At 62.7% G+C, this 18,148-nt stretch carries 18 protein-coding genes and 1 tRNA gene; 10 read left to right on the top strand and 9 right to left on the bottom strand.

The features are described from left to right. Positions 1-21: 21 nt before the first annotated feature. Together ACSYDV_RS08980 and hisI are read right to left on the bottom strand one after the other, a co-directional pair. Positions 22-564 carry a hypothetical protein gene (locus ACSYDV_RS08980; protein WP_438323455.1) on the bottom strand — a complete coding sequence of 181 codons (543 nt, stop codon included), beginning with the start codon at positions 562-564 and terminating at the stop codon, positions 22-24. Further along, entirely contained in the window at positions 548-928 is a 381-nt protein-coding gene (hisI, locus tag ACSYDV_RS08975; protein ID WP_438323454.1) for a phosphoribosyl-AMP cyclohydrolase, read from the bottom strand. Before hisI ends, ACSYDV_RS08980 begins: the two co-directional genes overlap by 17 nt. Positions 929-1,074: 146 nt before the next feature. On the opposite strand from hisI, the gene purF reads away from it, so the two are divergent. Genes purF through ACSYDV_RS08960 form a run of 3 tightly spaced genes read left to right on the top strand, consistent with a single transcriptional unit; the run spans position 1,075 to position 3,718 of the window. Beyond that, the gene (gene purF, locus ACSYDV_RS08970; RefSeq protein ID WP_438323453.1) at positions 1,075-2,532 is read left to right on the top strand and encodes an amidophosphoribosyltransferase; all 1,458 of its coding nucleotides are present in this window, start codon (positions 1,075-1,077) and stop codon (positions 2,530-2,532) included. Between the two features lie 4 nt (positions 2,533-2,536). Continuing rightward, on the top strand, positions 2,537-3,271 hold the full coding sequence (locus ACSYDV_RS08965) for an SDR family NAD(P)-dependent oxidoreductase (RefSeq protein ID WP_438323452.1): 735 nt from the start codon (positions 2,537-2,539) through the stop codon (positions 3,269-3,271). Positions 3,272-3,331: 60 nt separating this feature from the next. After that, positions 3,332-3,718 carry a hypothetical protein gene (locus tag ACSYDV_RS08960; RefSeq protein ID WP_438323451.1) on the top strand — a complete coding sequence of 129 codons (387 nt, stop codon included), beginning with the start codon at positions 3,332-3,334 and terminating at the stop codon, positions 3,716-3,718. A 93-nt stretch (positions 3,719-3,811) separates the two neighbouring features. On the opposite strand, the gene ACSYDV_RS08955 is transcribed toward ACSYDV_RS08960, so the two are convergent. From ACSYDV_RS08955 to ACSYDV_RS08935, 5 genes are all read right to left on the bottom strand, one after another. Then, positions 3,812-4,984 (bottom strand): serine hydrolase domain-containing protein, encoded by a 1,173-nt coding sequence (locus ACSYDV_RS08955; protein ID WP_438323450.1) that lies wholly within the window; start codon positions 4,982-4,984, stop codon positions 3,812-3,814. Between the two features lie 16 nt (positions 4,985-5,000). Continuing rightward, a complete protein-coding gene (locus tag ACSYDV_RS08950; RefSeq protein ID WP_438323449.1) occupies positions 5,001-6,281 on the bottom strand; it encodes a class I SAM-dependent methyltransferase in 1,281 nt (426 codons plus the stop codon). A 75-nt stretch (positions 6,282-6,356) separates the two neighbouring features. Next, positions 6,357-7,310 carry a metal-dependent hydrolase gene (locus ACSYDV_RS08945; RefSeq protein ID WP_438323448.1) on the bottom strand — a complete coding sequence of 318 codons (954 nt, stop codon included), beginning with the start codon at positions 7,308-7,310 and terminating at the stop codon, positions 6,357-6,359. Between the two features lie 40 nt (positions 7,311-7,350). Further along, positions 7,351-8,388 (bottom strand): 2-oxoacid:ferredoxin oxidoreductase subunit beta, encoded by a 1,038-nt coding sequence (locus ACSYDV_RS08940; RefSeq protein ID WP_438323447.1) that lies wholly within the window; start codon positions 8,386-8,388, stop codon positions 7,351-7,353. Further along, on the bottom strand, positions 8,385-10,247 hold the full coding sequence (locus ACSYDV_RS08935; protein ID WP_438323446.1) for a 2-oxoacid:acceptor oxidoreductase subunit alpha: 1,863 nt from the start codon (positions 10,245-10,247) through the stop codon (positions 8,385-8,387). Before ACSYDV_RS08935 ends, ACSYDV_RS08940 begins: the two co-directional genes overlap by 4 nt. 183 nt (positions 10,248-10,430) lie before the next feature. Here ACSYDV_RS08935 and ACSYDV_RS08930 point away from each other — a divergent pair, with 183 nt between their 5' ends. Together ACSYDV_RS08930 and ACSYDV_RS08925 are read left to right on the top strand one after the other, a co-directional pair. Next, complete coding sequence (locus ACSYDV_RS08930) at positions 10,431-11,372, top strand: alpha/beta hydrolase (RefSeq protein WP_438323445.1); 942 nt, start codon at positions 10,431-10,433, stop codon at positions 11,370-11,372. Then, entirely contained in the window at positions 11,369-11,845 is a 477-nt protein-coding gene (locus tag ACSYDV_RS08925) for an RNA pyrophosphohydrolase (RefSeq protein ID WP_438323444.1), read from the top strand. Before ACSYDV_RS08930 ends, ACSYDV_RS08925 begins: the two co-directional genes overlap by 4 nt. Here ACSYDV_RS08925 and ACSYDV_RS08920 read toward each other — a convergent pair. Continuing rightward, the gene (locus ACSYDV_RS08920; RefSeq protein ID WP_438323443.1) at positions 11,806-12,495 is read right to left on the bottom strand and encodes a uracil-DNA glycosylase; all 690 of its coding nucleotides are present in this window, start codon (positions 12,493-12,495) and stop codon (positions 11,806-11,808) included. The two genes, ACSYDV_RS08925 and ACSYDV_RS08920, sit on opposite strands and share 40 nt — an antisense overlap. 23 nt (positions 12,496-12,518) lie before the next feature. Between ACSYDV_RS08920 and folK the strand changes: the two genes are divergently transcribed. Then, complete coding sequence (gene folK / locus ACSYDV_RS08915; RefSeq protein WP_438323442.1) at positions 12,519-13,055, top strand: 2-amino-4-hydroxy-6-hydroxymethyldihydropteridine diphosphokinase; 537 nt, start codon at positions 12,519-12,521, stop codon at positions 13,053-13,055. Between the two features lie 45 nt (positions 13,056-13,100). Next, positions 13,101-13,176 (top strand) — tRNA-Lys (locus ACSYDV_RS08910). A 215-nt stretch (positions 13,177-13,391) separates the two neighbouring features. On the opposite strand, the gene ACSYDV_RS08905 is transcribed toward ACSYDV_RS08910, so the two are convergent. Next, positions 13,392-14,372, bottom strand: coding sequence for an NAD(P)H-dependent flavin oxidoreductase (locus ACSYDV_RS08905; RefSeq protein ID WP_438323441.1), 981 nt, complete (start codon positions 14,370-14,372; stop codon positions 13,392-13,394). Positions 14,373-14,561: 189 nt separating this feature from the next. On the opposite strand from ACSYDV_RS08905, the gene ACSYDV_RS08900 reads away from it, so the two are divergent. From ACSYDV_RS08900 to ACSYDV_RS08890, 3 genes are all read left to right on the top strand, one after another. Further along, positions 14,562-15,731 carry an acyl-CoA dehydrogenase family protein gene (locus ACSYDV_RS08900; protein WP_438323440.1) on the top strand — a complete coding sequence of 390 codons (1,170 nt, stop codon included), beginning with the start codon at positions 14,562-14,564 and terminating at the stop codon, positions 15,729-15,731. Positions 15,732-15,841: 110 nt separating this feature from the next. Then, positions 15,842-16,936, top strand: coding sequence for an acyl-CoA dehydrogenase family protein (locus tag ACSYDV_RS08895; protein WP_438323439.1), 1,095 nt, complete (start codon positions 15,842-15,844; stop codon positions 16,934-16,936). Continuing rightward, positions 16,933-18,138, top strand: a complete 1,206-nt coding sequence (locus tag ACSYDV_RS08890) for an acyl-CoA dehydrogenase family protein (RefSeq protein ID WP_438323438.1) — start codon at positions 16,933-16,935, stop codon at positions 18,136-18,138. Before ACSYDV_RS08895 ends, ACSYDV_RS08890 begins: the two co-directional genes overlap by 4 nt. Positions 18,139-18,148: the final 10 nt, after the last annotated feature.

Below are 18,148 nucleotides of genomic sequence, written 5' to 3'. Positions count from 1 at the left end.
AAAATGAAGAAAATGTGCCGTTCAGGCCCCGCAAGGCCGAACGACATTGCCCTGCCCGCCACCGATCCGCAAGCCCCTTGCATCGGCTTCAGACCAGCTTATGCGCGGCAAACGCAGTCCGGCGAGCGACGCGCGTTGGGGGCAAATGCTCTGACACGCGGACGGCAGGCTGCCCGGCAATTGCAATTCATCCTCTTCCTCGTGCACCCGGGCCTCGCAGCCCTCGGCTCCGGCAAAGCGCAGCCGCAAGCCTTCGCCGTCACGGACCATCGTCCCCCGTGCGGTGCATGACACGCCCGGCCCGAACGCCGCGGTCAGCGCAAAGCGCCACTGGCCAGCGCCATCGGGCACGACACACATCGCGTCGCGGCCCAGATCATGGGTGCGTTCAAAAACGCCGGTCGGCGCAGGCGCCTGTGGCCGGACGATCCCACGCTCTCGCGCGGCAATCTCTAGCGGATTGGCGGCATCGACCCGCTTGTCGTCAGCTTCGGGTACCGGGCGCCCGCAACTTGCGAGCAGCAACGTAGACAAGAGCGCCGCCGCGCTAGCCTTGCGCATCATCGTCCAGAAAGGTCAGGCGACCATCGGATTCAACCCGGCGATAGAAGCAGGACCGGCGTCCGGTGTGACAGGCTGGCCCGGCGGGCGTCACCCGCAGCAGCAGCGCGTCCTGATCGCAATCGACGCGCATTTCCACCAGCGTCAGGCCGTTGCCCGAGGTTTCGCCCTTACGCCACATGGCGGCGCGCGATCGCGACCAGAAATGCGCCTGCCCCGTTTCCTGGGTCAGCGCGATCGCCTCCGCATTCATATGCGCGACCATCAACAGAACGCCGGTATCGGCATCGGTGACGATCGCGGTCACCAGCCCGGAGGCGTCAAAACGCGGAGAAAACTGGTCGGTGCGGTCGCGTTCATCGTTCATAATCTGCGCTTTAGAGCAGGATGAAAGCGCCTGTCACCCCAAGGTTGATCGCCGTGCGAAAAGAAGGCGGAATATGGGGGGCGACATTTGCGATTCCCGTCCCTATATGCGCCCCAGTCACTGCCCCCCCTAGTTGCTGGACTGACATGCTCACCACTCATCCTTTCGATGACGACAAACTCCGTGAAGAGTGTGGCGTCTTTGGTATTCATGGCGCCGATAGCGCCGCCGCCGTCGTGGCACTGGGGCTTCACGCCCTGCAACATCGTGGTCAGGAAGCCGCAGGCGTCACCGCCTTTGACGGCAAGGATTTCCATACCCACCGCGCGATGGGCCACGTCGCGGGCAATTTTGACCGTGACGACATCATGCGCCAGCTCGCGGGCGCCTCGTCGATCGGCCACGTCCGCTATTCGACGACTGGCGAAACCGCGCTGCGCAACGTCCAGCCGCTGTTCGCCGACCTCGCCACCGGCGGGTTCGCGATTGCGCATAACGGCAATATCTCCAACGCGACGGCCCTGCGTAAAATCCTCGTGCGCCGCGGTTCGATTTTCCAGTCGACCAGCGATACCGAGGTGATCATCCACCTCGTCGCAACGTCGAAATATCGCACCCTGCTCGATCGCTTTATCGATGCGCTGAAGCAGGTCGAGGGCGCCTATTCGCTGATCTGCCTGACCGCCGAGGGCATGATTGGTTGCCGCGATCCGCTGGGCATCCGTCCGCTCGTCATCGGCAAGCTGGGCGATGCCTTCATTCTGGCGTCGGAAAGCGTCGCGCTCGACGTCGTCGGCGCGGAATTCCTCCGCTCGGTCGAGCCGGGCGAACTCGTCATCATCCGCGACGGCGAGCTCATCTCGCATCGCCCGTTCGCCGAACGGCCTGCGCGCCCCTGCATCTTTGAATATGTCTATTTCTCACGCCCCGATTCGATCGTCGACGGCACGAGCGTCTATTCGGTGCGCAAGGCGATCGGCGCCGAACTCGCGCGCGAAAATCCGGTCGAAGCCGATCTGATCATCCCGGTCCCCGATTCGGGCACGCCCGCCGCGCTTGGCTATGCCCAGGAATCGGGCATTCCCTTTGAACTCGGCATCATCCGTTCGCACTATGTCGGACGCACTTTCATCCAGCCGGGCGACAAGGTCCGTCATCTGGGCGTCAAGCTGAAGCACAACGCCAACAAGGCGCTGATCGCCGGCAAGCGTATCGTGCTGATCGACGATTCGATCGTGCGCGGGACGACCAGCCTGAAAATCGTGCAGATGATGCGCGATGCCGGCGCCGCCGAGGTGCATATGCGCATCGCCAGCCCGCCAACCCAGCATAGCTGCTTTTATGGCGTCGACACGCCCGAGCGTGCCAAGCTGCTCGCGGCACAAATGACCGTTGGCCAGATGGCCGAGTTCATCAACGCCGACAGCCTGGCGTTCGTCACGATCGACGGACTTTATCGCGCACTGGGCGAGGTCAAGCGCGCCGAGGACGGCCCGCAATATTGCGATGCCTGCTTCACGGGCGATTACCCGACCACGCTGACCGATTTCGACGAGCACAGCCTGGACGACCAATTTTCGATGCTTGCCGAACGGGTTGTCTGACATAATGACCAACGTGACTGAAGAATTGGCGGGCCAGGTTGCGCTCGTCACCGGCGCGAGCCGTGGCATTGGTGAAGCGATCGCCGAATCGCTCGCGGCTCGCGGCGCACATGTCGTCATCACCGCGCGCACTGCGGGTGGTCTCGAAGCGCTGGAAGACCGCATTCACGAGCGCGGCGGCAGCGCGACGATCGCACCGCTCGACCTGACCGACGGCGACAGCATTGCCCGCCTTGCAAGCGCGATGGCCGAACGCTGGCAGAAACTCGACATGCTGGTGCTCAACGCCGCAATGCTCGGTACGCTGACCCCGGTCGCCGCGATCGACGCCAAGGAATTCAACAAGCTGCTGACGCTGAACCTGATCGCGCAGCAGGCGCTGATCGCCAATTTCGATCCGCTTCTCCGCCGATCCGATAACGGGCGCCTGATCGCATTGTCGAGCAGCGTTGCCCGCGAGCCGCGGGCCTATTGGGGCGCCTATGCCGCGTCAAAGGCGGCGTTCGAGACGCTGGTGACGAGCTATGGCGCCGAAATGCGCAACATCTCGACCGTGCGTACCGCGATCCTCGATCCCGGCGGTACACGGACCCAAATGCGCGCGCGCGCCTATCCCGGCGAAGATGCACAGAGCATCAAGGAACCGGCGGCGGTCGGCGAATTTGTCGCCAGGCTGATGGTCGAGGGCTTTGACAGCACGGCTTTCCACGCGCTCCCCAAGGTGATGGAACAAGCTTAACGCCATATTTGCTTTCCTATGCTAGGCGATCTGCCGAATATGGGTTGCAAGGGCTTTGAAATGACCAACAATATCGTGCGATCGGCAGTTGCCGCGGTGGCAGGCATCCTCGTCGCTTTCGGGCTGATCTGGCTCGCCCAATATGCCGGCAGCGAATTTTCGCCAGCCGAATATGATGTCGCGACGGGTGACATACTGATCCCGCTGGGTTCGACCGTCGCCCTGATCGTCGGTTGGTTTATCGGTGCCTTTGCGGGCGGCTGGCTGGCCATGCGTGCTTCGGGGGGAACCGGTGCGGGCTGGGTCGTCGCAGGCGCGGTAATCGGCGCTGCGATTTATTCGGCGGCCGATTTTTCCGAAGTCTGGTGGGTCATCGCGCTTGGCGGCATCATCCCTTTGACTGCCGCCTGGCTGGCGCAGCGCGCTGTGGCGACAGCCGCTGAATGAATCGTCGCGCCCGCGAAGGCGCGCCCACCAGCTGGTACCAAGCCGATGGCCGCCCCCGCCTTTGCGGGGGCGGCACTTTTTTACGTTGCCCTGCTATTTGGCTTCCTTGTCCACCGCAGCCTGCACAGTCTTGTAAAAGGCCTCGCGCGCGGCGCCGACGCCTTCGGGGTCGGTCGCGGTCGGCCAGTTGCCGTTCGACGCGATCACCAGCTTGCGCTTCGGATCGATGAAGATGCCCTGACCGAAGATGCCCTGCGCGGCGAAGCTGCCGTCGTCGTTGGTCCACCATTGATAACCATAGCCGCGGCCCGGAATATCGATCCCCGCCCGCTTGGTCGTCGCAGCCGCCAGCCAGCCGTCGGGCAGAACCTGTTTGCCGCCAGCTACGCCGCCGCCAAGGATGAACTGGCCGAAGCGCGCATAATCCTTGAGGCTGGCCGATACGCAGCAACCGCTGATTTCATGCCCGGTCGCGCCCAGCATCCACACCGCATCCTGCTCCATCCCATAAGGCCCCCAGACCTTTTCGGACAGATAGTCGGACAGGCTCTTGCCGGTTGCGCTCGACACGAGCACGCCGATCAAATTGGTCTCACCGGTCTTGTACACCCACTTCGACCCGGCGGGCGCTTCGCGCGGCAAGGTCTTCATATAGCTGACCGTTACATCTTCGCCCGCCACTGGTTTTTGCAGGTTGAACAGCGCGACGTCCGATTTGGGATCGGTATAATCCTCGTTCCATTTGACCCCTGAGGTCATCGTCAGCAGCTGTTCCACGCTGACATCATCATAGGCCGAGCCCTTCAGCCCCGGGATATAGACCGTGACCTTGTCATCGAGGCTTTTGATATAGCCGTCCTTCACCGCAGCGCCGACGAGAGTCGAGGTGAAGCTCTTGGCGACCGAGAAGCTGGTCCAGCGGCCCGCAGCATCATAGCCGAGCGCATATTTTTCGAGCCGGATCTTGCCGTCCTGAAGGATGATCAGCCCGGCGTTACGCTGTTTCGCCATATGGGCATCGACGTCGATGCCAAGGTCGAGGGGCTTGCCTTCGGGAAGCGGAAAGACCGAATTGCCCGCACGGATCGTGTTGACCACGACCTTCGGGACTTTCTCCATCGTGCGGAAAGCGGCGTCGCGTTGGTCCTGGTTCCAAAATAGCACATTCTGATCCTTTGGCAGATTTTCGGTCGTCTGGGTCGGCGCGGGCGCGCTGCACCCTGCCGTCGCTGCACACAGCAGCGCCGCTGCCAAATATCTTCGCATCCTTCACTCTCCCTGTTTAGGCTGTTTTTTCCAAGGTGACCTGCGCAACGTCGATGCCGCCGCCACGAAACCCGCCTTCGCAATATTGCAGATAATAGCGCCACAAGCGCACGAAGCGTTCGTCGAACCCGGCGGGAAGCCGGTCCGCCGCGACAACGGCGTCGAACCGCGCGCGCCATTGCCGCAGCGTTTCGGCATAATCGCCGCCGAAACGACGCGCATCGCGCCACGCCAGCCCGCGTTCTTCGGCAAGCGCGCGAAAGCGGCTTTCGGAGATCAGGCAGCCGCCCGGGAAAATATAGGCCTGAATGAAGTCGCTGCTGGCGGCATAGCGTTCGAACAGTGCATCGTTGATCAGGATATACTGGATCGCCGCCTTACCGCCGGGACGCAGCAGGCGCGCGATCGCATCGAGATAGGTCGGCCAATAGATTTGTCCGACCGCCTCGACCATTTCGACGCTGGCGATGGCGTCATAAGGGCCCCGGGCGTCGCGATAATCGCAAATCTCGACCCCCGAACGCTCCGACAGGTCGATAGCATGAAGTCGCGCGTCGGCGATTTCCGCCTGTGCCGGCGACAGGGTGATGCCGGTGTAGATAACATCGTGCCGCGCGACCGCACGCTCGGCGAGTGCGCCCCAGCCGCAACCGATTTCGAACAGCCGGCTGCCCGACCGCAGATCGAGCCGGTCAAGAATCGCGTCGACCTTTGCAGCCTGCGCCTGCTCCAGCGATTGTCCCGGATCAGTGAACAGCGCGCTCGAATAATTCATCGCAGAATCGAGCCACAAACGATAGAAATCATTACCCAAATCATAGTGAGCGTGAATGTTCCGCCGCGCTCCCCGTCGGTCGTTGCGGTGGAGTGCGTGGATCGTCTTGTAAATCCAGCGCGACGGCCCGTGGGCGCGGCCCACGTCGCCCAGCGCCTCTCCATTGCGCATAAACAGGTCAAACAAGGGCACGGGATCGGGTGAGGACCATTCGCCCTTTTCCCATGCCCTATACCATCCGACCGATCCCGACAGGGCAAGCCGGGCCAGCGACGCCCAGTGATGGAGGTGAACAACCGCCGCCGGCCCCTTGCCCCGCCCGCCAAGCAAGCGGACGCTTTGATCGGGCAGCGTGGCTTCGATGGTACCTTGACCGAGCCCTGCGTCGATCCGGTCGAGCATGCGATGAAAGAGGCTCGCCGGAGCCAACGCGATCAGCCGCGCCAATATACCGCCCGAGCGATAGGCCCGGTCTGCGCGCAACAATTGCCTGCCGCGGCGGGGGCTGACATGCGTGTTCATTACCCCTTCCTGCCCCAAACGCAGCTTTCTGACAATCGCTTGTCGCTGCGCCCTCGCAAGTTCAGCGAACCGCAATCATTCGGGATGGCTTGCCGTATCGGGCGCCGTCAGTCGGACCTCGAACCGGCTCTGCGCCAGTGGGTGCATATAGCGTTGGTCGCGGATCAGGATCGCGTCGCCGTCGCGCTGCGCAACGGGCATGCGCGCCCAGAACAGAAAGGCGCGCGCCGCGGGGTCGGCCTTTACCCAGGTCGGCCGTCGGGGATCGTCCATGCCGATGGGTTCGCCCGTAATATCGAGTTGTCCACCGACGCCGGGTACGAAACTCCCGCTCCCAAAGCGATCGGCGGTGCGCCAGAAAATATCGCGTTTCCAGAAAGCCAATGGTGGCGGGCTCGCGACGACCAGCGCATCGCCCTGACCGCTGCCGCTTAACGCAGAGGCTCCCATTTTCTCGGCGGCGCCGGTGATCAGGCCGTTGGCAAAAATATAGGCGCAGACGGCAGCAAAGCCGACCCACGCCGGACGCTGCCAATTCGCTGTCCCGCGGCGCTCACGCCGGAGGGAAAACCAGACCGATAGCGCAAGCGCGATCCATATCCACAGGTCGATGATGAACAAGCTGTCGCCATAAAACCATTGCGACGAAAAGGGTTCGAGCAGGCGAATGCCATAATTGTTGAGCCAGTCGAGCGCCGGATGGCTAAGGCAGCCGATATAGGCGAGCGCGAGCAGCCAGCCTTTGTCGATCGGAAGCCGCCCGGCAGGCCGCTTGCCGCGTCGAGCCTGCCAGCGATCGAAGGCGATCATCGCCGCCCACAGCAGGATAGGCAGCAACAGCAGCGCGATAGGCCCATGGGTGATCCCGCGCCGCATCGACAGCGATTCAATGCCATAAATGGCACAGCTGGCATCAATATCGGGAAGGTTGGCTGCGATGATCAGCGTCGGCATCGCGAGGCCGGTCTTTTTCTTGAGCCCCATTTGCCCAAGAACGGCGCCAACGAGGCTGTGGGTCAGATTGTCCATATGGTCCTATAGACCCGACCCGTCGGCGCGGCGCAAGACGTCAGAGTTCGGGACCGCCTTCGGTGACAGTCCAGGTCTGGCCCTTTTTCAGCAGGCCTTGCAGATCGGCGGTTTTCCCTTCGCGGGCCGCTTCATTCTGGCGCCAGACATCGGCTTCGAAGGTTGGGCGCGGATCGTCGTACAGCACGCCTAGCGCCATCGGAAATTCGCCGAAGCGCATTTCGACGAGCATGTGCGCGACGCTGCGGTTGGTGACGTCATGGACGATCACGCCCGCGGCCTGCCAGTCGCCATCAATGACGTCGACGACCTTCAGGTGCAGCGCCTCGGCGTCGAGCGCGATGCCCTTCAAGCCCTTGCCGAACAGCATCGGTTCGCCATTTTCGAGCCAGAGCTGACGATCCTCGGCGCCCTTTGGTGCGGCGAAATCTTCGAACACATCCTTATTGTAGACGATGCAGTTCTGGAAGATTTCGATGAAAGCCGCACCCTTGTGCGCGTGTGCCGCTTTCAACACTTCGGGCAACTTCTTTGACACGTCGAAGCCGCGCGCAACGAAACGCGCGCCGGCGCCTAGCGCGAAGGCGGCGGGCTGGGCCGGACGGTCGACCGAACCATAGGGCGTCGACGGGCTGGTCGTACCGACGCGGCTGGTCGGGGAATATTGACCTTTTGTAAGGCCATAGATCTCGTTGTTAAACAACATGATCTGGCAATCGAGATTGCGCCGGATCAGGTGCATCGTGTGGTTGCCGCCGATCGACAGTCCGTCTCCATCACCGGTGACGATCCAGATGTCGAGGTTCGGATTGGCAAGCTTCAGCCCCGTCGCGAACGCCGGCGCGCGGCCGTGGATCGTGTGAAAGCCATAGGTTTCCATATAATAGGGGAAACGCGACGAGCAGCCGATGCCGCTGATAAACACGGTGTTTTCAGGCGCGGTGCCGATTTCGGGCATGGTGCGCTGAACGGCCTTCAGGATCGCATAGTCGCCGCAACCGGGGCACCAGCGCACTTCCTGATCGGTTTCCCAATCTTTCAGCGTCGTCGGGCGCGCGATGGTGGTCATCTCGTTCATGCGAGCGCTCCTTCAATAGCAGCTTCGATTTCGGCGATGGTGAAGGGCTGGCCCGACACCTTGTTCACGGGTTTGGCATCGACCAGATACTGGTCGCGCAGCACGGTCTTCAATTGCCCCGTGTTCATTTCGGGCACGATCACCTTGTCATAGCTTTTCAGCAGTTCGCCCAGGTTCGCCGGCAACGGCCAGATATGACGAATATGGATATGGCTGACGTCCGCACCCTCGGCGCGTTTGCGGCGCACCGCCTGATGGATCGGACCAAAGGTCGAGCCCCAGCCGACAACCGCGAGCTTGCCGCCTTCGGCGCCGAGCTCGACGATCTGGTCGGGAACCTTGATGCCGTCGATCTTGTCCTTGCGGATGTCCGTCATCGCCTGATGGTTCGACGGATTGTAATTGATGTGGCCGGTGTCGATTTCCTTCTCGATGCCGCCAATGCGATGGAGAAGGCCGGGCGTCCCGGGCTTGACCCACGGACGCTTGAGATTTTCGTCGCGACCATAGGGCTTGAAGCCCTCCTCGGGCACTTCGGTCAGAAATTCGACCGGGAAGTCGTCATAGGTGGTGAGGTCAGGCACCGCCCACGGCTCGGCGGCGTTGGCGATATAGCCGTCGGTGAGCAGCATCACCGGCGTCATATATTGCACCGCGATCCGCACGGCCTCGATCGCGCATTCGAACGCATCGCCGGGCGAGCGCGCCGAGACCACGGGCATCGGAGCGTCGCCGTTGCGGCCATAGACCGCCTGATACAGATCCGACTGCTCGGTCTTGGTCGGCAGGCCCGTCGAGGGGCCGCCGCGCTGCGAATTGACGATGATCAGCGGCAGTTCGGTCATGATCGCAAGGCCCATCGCCTCACCCTTCAGCGCGATGCCGGGCCCCGATGAGCTGGTAACGCCCAGCGAGCCGCCATAGCTGGCGCCGATCGCCGAACAAATGGCGGCAATTTCGTCCTCGGCCTGAAAGGTCGTGACGTCATATTCCTTGAGCCGCGACAGGTGATGCAGGATCGCCGAGGCGGGGGTGATCGGATAGCCGCCGAAGAACATCGGCAGCTTCGCAAGCTGCGCGCCCGCGACGAGGCCCAGCGCGATGCCCTCCGCGCCGGTCAGGGTACGATAGAGGCCGGGTGCCACCGGGGCCGGATCGACATGGTGCTGCTTAAGCGGCCCCGCGAGTTCGGCGGTTTCGCCATAGGCGTGCCCGGCGTTGAGCGCCGCGATATTGGCTGCGGCAAGGTCGGGCGCCTTGGCGAATTTGCCGTTGAGCCAGTCGATCAGCGGCTGGCGATCGCGGTCGAACATCCAGAGCGCAAGCCCCAGCGTCCACATATTCTTGCAGCGCAGCGCTTCCTTGTTGCCGAGGCCGAATGGCTTCACGGCGTCCATCGTCAGTTGGCTGATGTTGAGCTTGAGCAGCTGCCATTTGGCCAGGCTGCCATCCTCGAGCGGGTTCGACTCATATTTCGCCTTGGCGAGGTTGCGGTCGTTGAATTCGCCCTCGTCGGCGATGATCAGACCGCCTTGCTTAAGCTGGGGCACGTTGGTCTTGAGCGCCGCAGGATTCATCGCAACGAGGACGTCGGGCGCATCGCCCGCGGTGTCGATTGCCGACGATCCGAAGTTGATCTGGAAGGCCGAGACGCCGAACAAAGTGCCCTGCGGAGCGCGGATTTCAGCGGGAAAATCGGGGAAGGTCGCAAAGTCATTGCCAGCCAGCGCCGACGAGAGGGTGAACTGACCGCCGGTGAGCTGCATCCCGTCGCCGGAGTCCCCGGCAAAGCGCACTACCACTGCGTCGGAAAGGGGGGATGGAGATGCTGCTGCCCGGTCCTCTACCGCTGTCGCCATTGTCTTTTCTGCCTTAATATTGCCGACCTGTAACATGGGCCTAGGCCCGTCCGCGACAAGCCGCAATTCAGAAAAGTTTGTGCAGCGCAAAGCGGAAGAGCGCGGTCGGTTTCGATTCGCCATTGAATATTGCCCTGCGATGCCGAATAGCTGCGTCCGAACACAGAACGAGGGATCAGCAGTATGACCGACGGCACACCCCATTACACCCGCCCCGATGTGGCGGGCTTTCTGGCCTTCTTGAACGCACAGGACGGCCCGAAAATGGAGGAACTGCCGCCCGAAGCGGCGCGCGAAATGTTCCGCGTTATGGGGCAGATGGCCGATGTTCCGCGCGGCGAGATCGCACATGTCGAAGATCGCGCAATCCCCGGCCCGGCTGGCGACATTCCGATCCGCATCTATGACAATCGCCCGACCCGCGAGGCCGGTCCGGTCATGGTATTCTACCATGGCGGCGGCTGGGTGATCGGCGATTTGAACACCCATGATCCCTATTGCGCGGAGGCGGCGCGGCTGCTCGACATGCCGGTGATCGCGGTTGATTATCGACTCGCGCCCGAACACCCCTTTCCCGCGGCGCCCGAGGATTGCGAAGCCGCGACGCGCTGGGTCGCCGACAATGTCCCCTGCACCGGGCTGGTCCTGTCGGGCGAAAGCGCCGGCGGCAATCTGACCATCGCAACCGCATTGACGCTTCGCGACAAGCCGGCGTCGAAGCCGGTGATCGCGATCCACCCCATTTATCCCGCGGTCACCACGCACAATGACTGGCAAAGCTACCGCGATTTTGGCGAAGGCCATCTGCTGACCGAGGGCAGCATGATCTGGTTCGGCAACCAATATGCCCCGGATCCGGCGGATTATCGCGCGTCACCGCTCGACTTCCCCGCTGAAGGGCTGCCACCGACGCTGCTGGTTACCGCCGGGCTCGACCCGCTGCGCGATCAGGGACGCGCTTATGCCGCAAAGCTGATCGAGGCCGGGGTGCCGACCACCTATCGCGAGGCGAAGGGCAGCATTCACGGCTATATCAATCTGGCGCAGGCCATTCCCAGCGCACAGGCCGACATCAGCGGCGCGCTGACTACGCTCAAGGCGATCGTCGCCGAAGCCAGCGCATGACCGACCACAGCGCCCTTCCCTATCGCCCTTGCGCCGGGGTGATGCTGGCGAACCGCGATGGCCGTGTGTTCGTCGGGCAGCGACTCGATACGTCGAGCGAGGCCTGGCAAATGCCGCAAGGCGGGATCGATCCCGGCGAGGATGCCGAAATGGCGGCGATCCGCGAACTCGGCGAGGAGACCGGCGTCCATGGCGGGCTGGTCGAGATCATCGCGCGCAGCCGCGAGGAATATTTCTATGATCTGCCCGACCATCTCGTCGGCAAAATGTGGGGCGGAAAATATCGCGGCCAACGCCAATATTGGTTCCTGATGCGTTTCATGGGCACCGACAGCGACATCGACATCCACACCAAACATCAGGAGTTTCGTGCCTGGCGCTGGGCCGAACTGGGGGAGATCGAGAAATTGATCGTCCCGTTCAAGCGGGTGCTCTACCGCGGGCTGGTCGAGGAATTCGGCCCGCTCGTCTGACCTTTCAGCGTAAGCGCCATACGAAACACATCGGCAAACATCGCAGGCGTCAGCCGGCCGGTGTTCGTGTTGTAGCGCGAGCAATGATAGCTATCGACCAGATGCCGCCCGTCGGGCAGCACGTGAACGGCACAGTGCGCGAACGGATGCGCCGCGAGGCGTTCGCCGACGGCACGGAGCGCGGCGTCGTGCGCAATGCGGCCGAGCGCGATGATCACTTGCACCTTTGGTAATGCAGCGAGTTGGGTTTCAAAGAAGGGGCGGCATGCCGCAATCTCCTGCGGCGTCGGCTTGTTCTGCGGCGGCACGCATTTGACACTGTTGACGATAATCGTGCCAACCAGCTCCAACCCATCGTCGATCCGGGCGTCATAATGCCCTCTGCTGAGCCCGAATTCGGCGAGCGTCGCGAACAGCAGGTCTCCAGCATAATCGCCCGTAAAAGGTCGGCCCGTGCGGTTCGCGCCATGTTTACCGGGGGCAAGGCCGGCAAAGGCCAACCATGCTTCCGGATCGCCAAAGGCGTGGACCGGCGCGTTCCACCAATCGGGATGCTCGGTCCGGCACTCTGCGCGCAGCCGGGCGAGGCGGGGGCAGCGCGGGCAGTCGCGCGGCGGCTCGGTGCCGGGCAAGGGGCTACCAATTTCCACCCTGCTGAGATAGGCGCAGCGACATGCGCGATGCAACGCCCTTCCCCACCATTCCTCTGCCGCTCTACGCGATTGGCCTGGGTTCGAATCGCCGCCATGTGCTGCACGGCGATCCGCGCGGGGTGTTGATGGCGGCGCTTGCTGCGCTGGAAAGCGCAGATATCGAGCCGGTCGATGCAAGCCCGATCATTGCCAGCGCCCCGATCGGCCCGTCGCGGCGACAATATGCGAATGCGGTGGCGCTCGTCGCATCGCCGCTTGCCCCGCCCGAAATGCTCGAACGGTTGCAGGCAATCGAGTCGACGTTCGGACGCCGCACCGGCCAGCGCTGGAGCGCACGCACGCTCGACCTCGACATATTGCTGTGGTCGGGCGGGATCTGGGCCGACGCGACGCTCACGATTCCACACCCTGCGATGACAGAGCGGCGCTTCGTCCTTGATCCATTGTCCGTTATCGCGCCCGACTGGCGTCATCCGGTGACCGCCCGCAGCGTCCGGCAACTGGCAATGCAACTTACGCGATCCAAGCCGGTTGACCGGAGCGCATCATCGCTCTAGGGCGACCGCTCACTTCGCGCACCGACCGATGTCGGCACCGCGTCGGGGCCCTTAGCTCAGTCGGTAGAGCAACTGACTTTTAATCAGTAGGTCGCTGGTTCGAACCCAGCAGGGCTCACCATATTATCACGGCATGCTTCCCCGGAAGCGCCGGTTTATGGTGTTTTCCCAAGAATCCGTAAACCGGAAGATACCGGAAAAGATTTTCCGTCTTCAGGTTGATACCTGACAGGCGCGCGCCGCAGATGCCCCATCCTGACCCGCGCACATCATCGAACGCCGACGCATTGCGCCGACGTTCAATGAAGTGCACGCGAAACGCGCCGGCGTCAGGGGTCAGGCGCGAAAGCCTGCGAGACGCTGGTCGACGATCGCATCGGCTTCGGCGATGATCCGGTCGATCAGCTGCTGACAGGTCGGGATGTCGTGGATCAGTCCCTGCACCATCCCGGCCCAGAAAACGCCCTTCGAGAGATCGCCAGTTTCCAGCAATTCGCGCCCTGCCTTGCCATTCACCAGTTCGGCGACGTCGGCGAAAGTCGCATCGGGAACAGCGAGGCGGCGCACCACCTCCTCGCTGACATCGCTCTTGCCGACACGCGCGGTGTTCTTGAGGCTGCGGAAGATCAGGAAGCTGCCGCGTTCGTCATTGTCGACATAGGCCTGTTTTACATTGTCGTGGATCGGCGCTTCGACCGTCGCGCAGAAGCGCGTGCCCATGTTGATGCCCTCGGCGCCGAGGCTGAGCGCGGCGACGAGACCGCGGCCGTCGCCGAAGCCGCCCGAAGCCAGCATCGGAATCTTGACCTTGTCAGCGGCGGCCGGGATGAGGATCAGGCCCGGAATATCGTCTTCGCCCGGATGGCCTGCGCATTCGAAGCCGTCGATCGAAATGATGTCGCAGCCGGCGCGCTCGGCCGACAAGGCGTGGCGAACCGCGGTGCATTTGTGGAGGATGGTGACGCCGTGCGGTTTCAGCATTTCCCAGATTTCGCGAACCGCCGGGGTTCCCGCAGTCTCGACGATCTTGATGCCGCCATCAATGATCGCCTGGGCATAGGCCTTGTAGTCGGGGGCGTTGATCGTCGGGAAGACGGTCATGTTCACGCCGAAGGGCTTGTCGGTCATCGACCGGCATTTCTCGATTTCCTCGCGCAATGCTTCGGGGGTCGGCTGGGTCAGCGCGGTGATGATGCCAAGGCCGCCGGCGTTCGACACCGCGCTCGCGAGCCCGGCGTAGCCGACGCTCTGCATCCCGCCCTGCACGATCGGATGCTCAATACCCAACATTTCGGTGATGCGCGTCTTGAAAGCCATGAAACGTCCTTCCCTGTCGATGCTGACCCTACGGCATTAACGCCTTCGGGCGCGATTTAACTTGACGCTTACGTCAACGTCCGGTTGATTGGCAAGACAAGTTCAACGAAAAAAGGAATCGTCCGTGATGACAGATCGCCGCAAAACTCCCTCCCCCATGGCTTGCCAAAGCAGCGTGAGGACGGCGGCATGACGATTTCGGACCGAGCCCTCGCCATCGCTGCAAAGGTCGAAACTTTCGTCCGCGAAATCATCGTCCCTTATGAAAAAGACCCGCGCCGCGACCATCATGGCGCGCCGACCGACGAACTGGTCATGGAAATGCGCGAACATGCGCGCGGCGCCGGCGTGCTGACGCCGCATATTCTGGGCGACGGCGATCACCTCAACCAGCGCGAGACCGCCGTGGTGCTGATCAAAAGCGGCTTGTCGCCGCTCGGTCCGCTCGCCTGCAACACGATGGCGCCCGACGAGGGCAATATGTATCTCCTCGGCAAGGAAGGCAGCCCCGAACTCAAGGAGCGCTTCCTGAAGCCGATGGTCGAAGGCCATGTCCGCTCCGCATTTTTTATGACCGAACCCGCCGAAGAGGGTGGCGCCGGGTCCGACCCGTCGATGATGAAAACGACCTGCCATCTCGACGGCAATCATTGGGTGGTGAACGGTCGCAAGACTTTTATCACCGGCGCATTGGGCGCCCGCGTCGGGATCGTGATGGCGAAGTCGGAACAGGGCGCGTGCATGTTCCTCGTCGACCTGCCCGATCCCGCGATCCGTATCGACGATGTTCCGAACACCATCGACAGTTCGATGCCCGGCGGCCACGCAACACTGACGATCGACAACCTCCGCATCCCCGCCGACCAGATGCTGGGCGAAGCCGGCGAAGGCTTTCGCTATGCGCAGGTCCGTTTGTCCCCCGCCCGCCTGTCGCACTGCATGCGCTGGCTGGGCGCCTGCATCCGCGCGCACGAGATTGCGACCGATTATGCCAACCGCCGCGAAGCGTTCGGCAAACCGCTGGTCGATCACGAAGGCGTCGGCTTCATGCTCGCGGAAAATATGATCGACCTGAAGCAGGCCGAGCTGATGATCGACTGGTGCGCGTCGGTGCTCGACACCGGATCGCTTGGCACGGTCGAAAGCTCGATGGCGAAGGTCGCGGTGTCCGAAGCGCTGATGCGCATCGCTGATCGCTGTGTTCAGGTGATGGGCGGCACCGGGGTCACCGACAAGACGATCGTCGAACAGGTGTTCCGCGAAGTCCGCGCCTTCCGCATCTATGACGGCCCGACGGAGGTTCACAAATGGAGCCTCGCGAAGAAGATCAAGCGCGACTGGAGGGCCGGACGCGCCTGACACAGCCGCCAGTTGCCGGCCGCGGCCAATAGCGTCAAAGAACTTGACGTTTACGTCAACGTCCGGTTCACTGGCGGACAATAATGATATCGGGAGAGGATAATGCGGCCATGAGCATCCTGTACGACGAGGGACAACAGGCGATCGCGACCGAGTCGCGCCGCGCGCTCGAAGCGCGGATGCGCAAGGACGACCTGTTGCCGCTGCTGGAAGTCACTGGCCGCTATCATGAGGGCTTCTGGACGATGGCGAAGGAACAGGGCTGGACCGCCCTCGCCCTTCCCGAAGCCTATGGCGGGCTGGACCTTGGCCTGATCGAGATGGGTTTGATCGCGCATCAAGCAGGTCGCACGCTCAGCGGCGCGCCCTTTCTGACCTCCAGCTTCGGCGCCGCCAAGGCGATCGAACTTTATGGCAGCGACGCGCAGAAGACGCGCTGGCTACCAGGGCTTGCGAGCGGTGAGGTAATCGGAGCCGTGGCCTTTGCTGCGGGCGCCGATGCGCTGCCGGCGAAGCCCGTTGTCACCTTTGCGGGCGGCCAGCTGAATGGCGCAATGACCGGCGTATCCGCCGGAGCTGCGGCAGATGTTGCGGTTGTTTTCGCCACGGGTCCGGACGGTCCGGTGCTGGCGATCGCAGACCTTGCGAATGCCGAACGGCGCATCGTTCCGAGTTTCGACAACAGCCGCTGTGTCGCTGACTTGGATTTCAAAGGGACGCCCGCTGACGCGCTGATAGCGGGCGGATCGGCGCGCGACGCCGCGCTGCATATCCTCGCGTTGCAGGCTGTCATCACCGCGCATGAACAAACCGGCGGTGCCGAGGCGTTGATGGAGATTGCGCGCGACTATGCGATTACGCGGCGTGCCTTTGGTCAGGTCATCGGCGCGTTCCAGTCGGTCAAGCATCGGATTGCAGAGCTTTACGGGCTGGTCGAACTGGCGCGCGCAAATTGCATTCATGCGGCTTCGCGCGAAGGGGCGGATGATTTCATCACGGCCGCTGCAGCCGCGCGGCTATCGGCGACCGAGGCCTATGACACCGCGGCACGCGATTGTGTCCAGATTCATGGCGGTATCGGGGTGACGTGGGAAATCGGGCTCCACCTCCACATGCGCCGCGCGCGCAGCCTCGCCATCGAGCAGGGGAACAGCATGTTCTGGGAAGATGTTCTGGTCGACCGGCTGGCAGGAGAAGCGGCATGAGCGATCTCGAAACCTATCGCGCCAAAGCTGCCGCGTGGCTCGAAACGATGGTCCCCGACTTTGGCCGCGACGCGCGTCAGGGCCTGTCCGAAGCCGACGATCTGGCGCTAGGCCGCCGATACCAGAAGGCTAAGTTCGACGCGGGCTATGCCGGGATCAACTGGCCGGTCGAATATGGCGGTCAGGGCCTCGGCCATCTCGAGAAAATTACATTCGATGCCGAAGAGATGAAGCACGGGTTCCCGAACTTCTATTTCGGAATCTCGCTGGGCATGCCGGTGCCAATCCTGATGCAATTCGGTGGCGACAAGGCGTTCGTCAAGGAACGCGTTTTGAAGGCGCTACAGGGAGAGGAAATCTGGTGCCAGCTTTTCTCCGAACCCGCAGCGGGATCGGATCTTGCGGGTCTGCGTACAAAGGCCGAAGCCGATGGCAATGGCTGGAAAATCAACGGCCAGAAAGTGTGGACCAGCTGGGCGCATTATAGCGACTATGGCGTCATCGTCGTCCGTACTGACCCCAATGTCCCCAAGCACAAGGGTCTCACCTATTTCTGGGTCGATATGAAGGCGCCCGGCGTCACCGTGCGCCAGATCAAGCTGGCGGGCGGCGACAGCCACGTCAACGAGGTGTTCTTCGACGATGTGAAGATCGGCGACGATCACCGCATGTCTCCGGTTGGCGGCGGCTTTGCCGTCGCTATCGCAACGCTGATGATCGAACGCTATGTGGCGACCGACAGCGCGGGCTTCGGTCCGCACCTCGACCTGTTCGTCGACCTCGCCAAAGAGGTGGAAGTCAACGGCCGCCCGGCAATCGAGGATGGCCGCATCCGTCAGCAGATCGCACGCAACCATGCGATGCGCGCCGGGCTCGATTCGATCAACGTGCGTGCGCGGCTGATGATGGAAGCGGGCATGGTGCCGGGCGCCGAAGGATCGCTGAACAAGCTGGTCGCGGTGCGGTCGCGCCAGAAGCTGTCCGAACTGGCGATCGACCTGCGCGGCAGCGACGGCTTTGCATTCGATGAACATGCCTCGCAGCGGGAGAATTGGGCGTCGAGCTGGATCAACGCGCCGACGGGCCGGATCGCGGGCGGTTCGGACGAAACCCTGCTCAACACCATTGCGGAAAAGGTCCTTGGCCTGCCGCAGGATCACCGCCCCGATAAGGGCGTGCCGTTCAACGAAATCCCGGCCTGAGGAGACAATA

It is taken from the genome of Sphingopyxis selenitireducens (assembly GCF_051550705.1).
In the GTDB taxonomy this organism is placed as follows: Bacteria; Pseudomonadota; Alphaproteobacteria; order Sphingomonadales; family Sphingomonadaceae; genus Sphingopyxis.
Note: the sequence above shows the minus strand (reverse complement) of the source record. Positions and strands in the feature narration are given on the sequence as shown.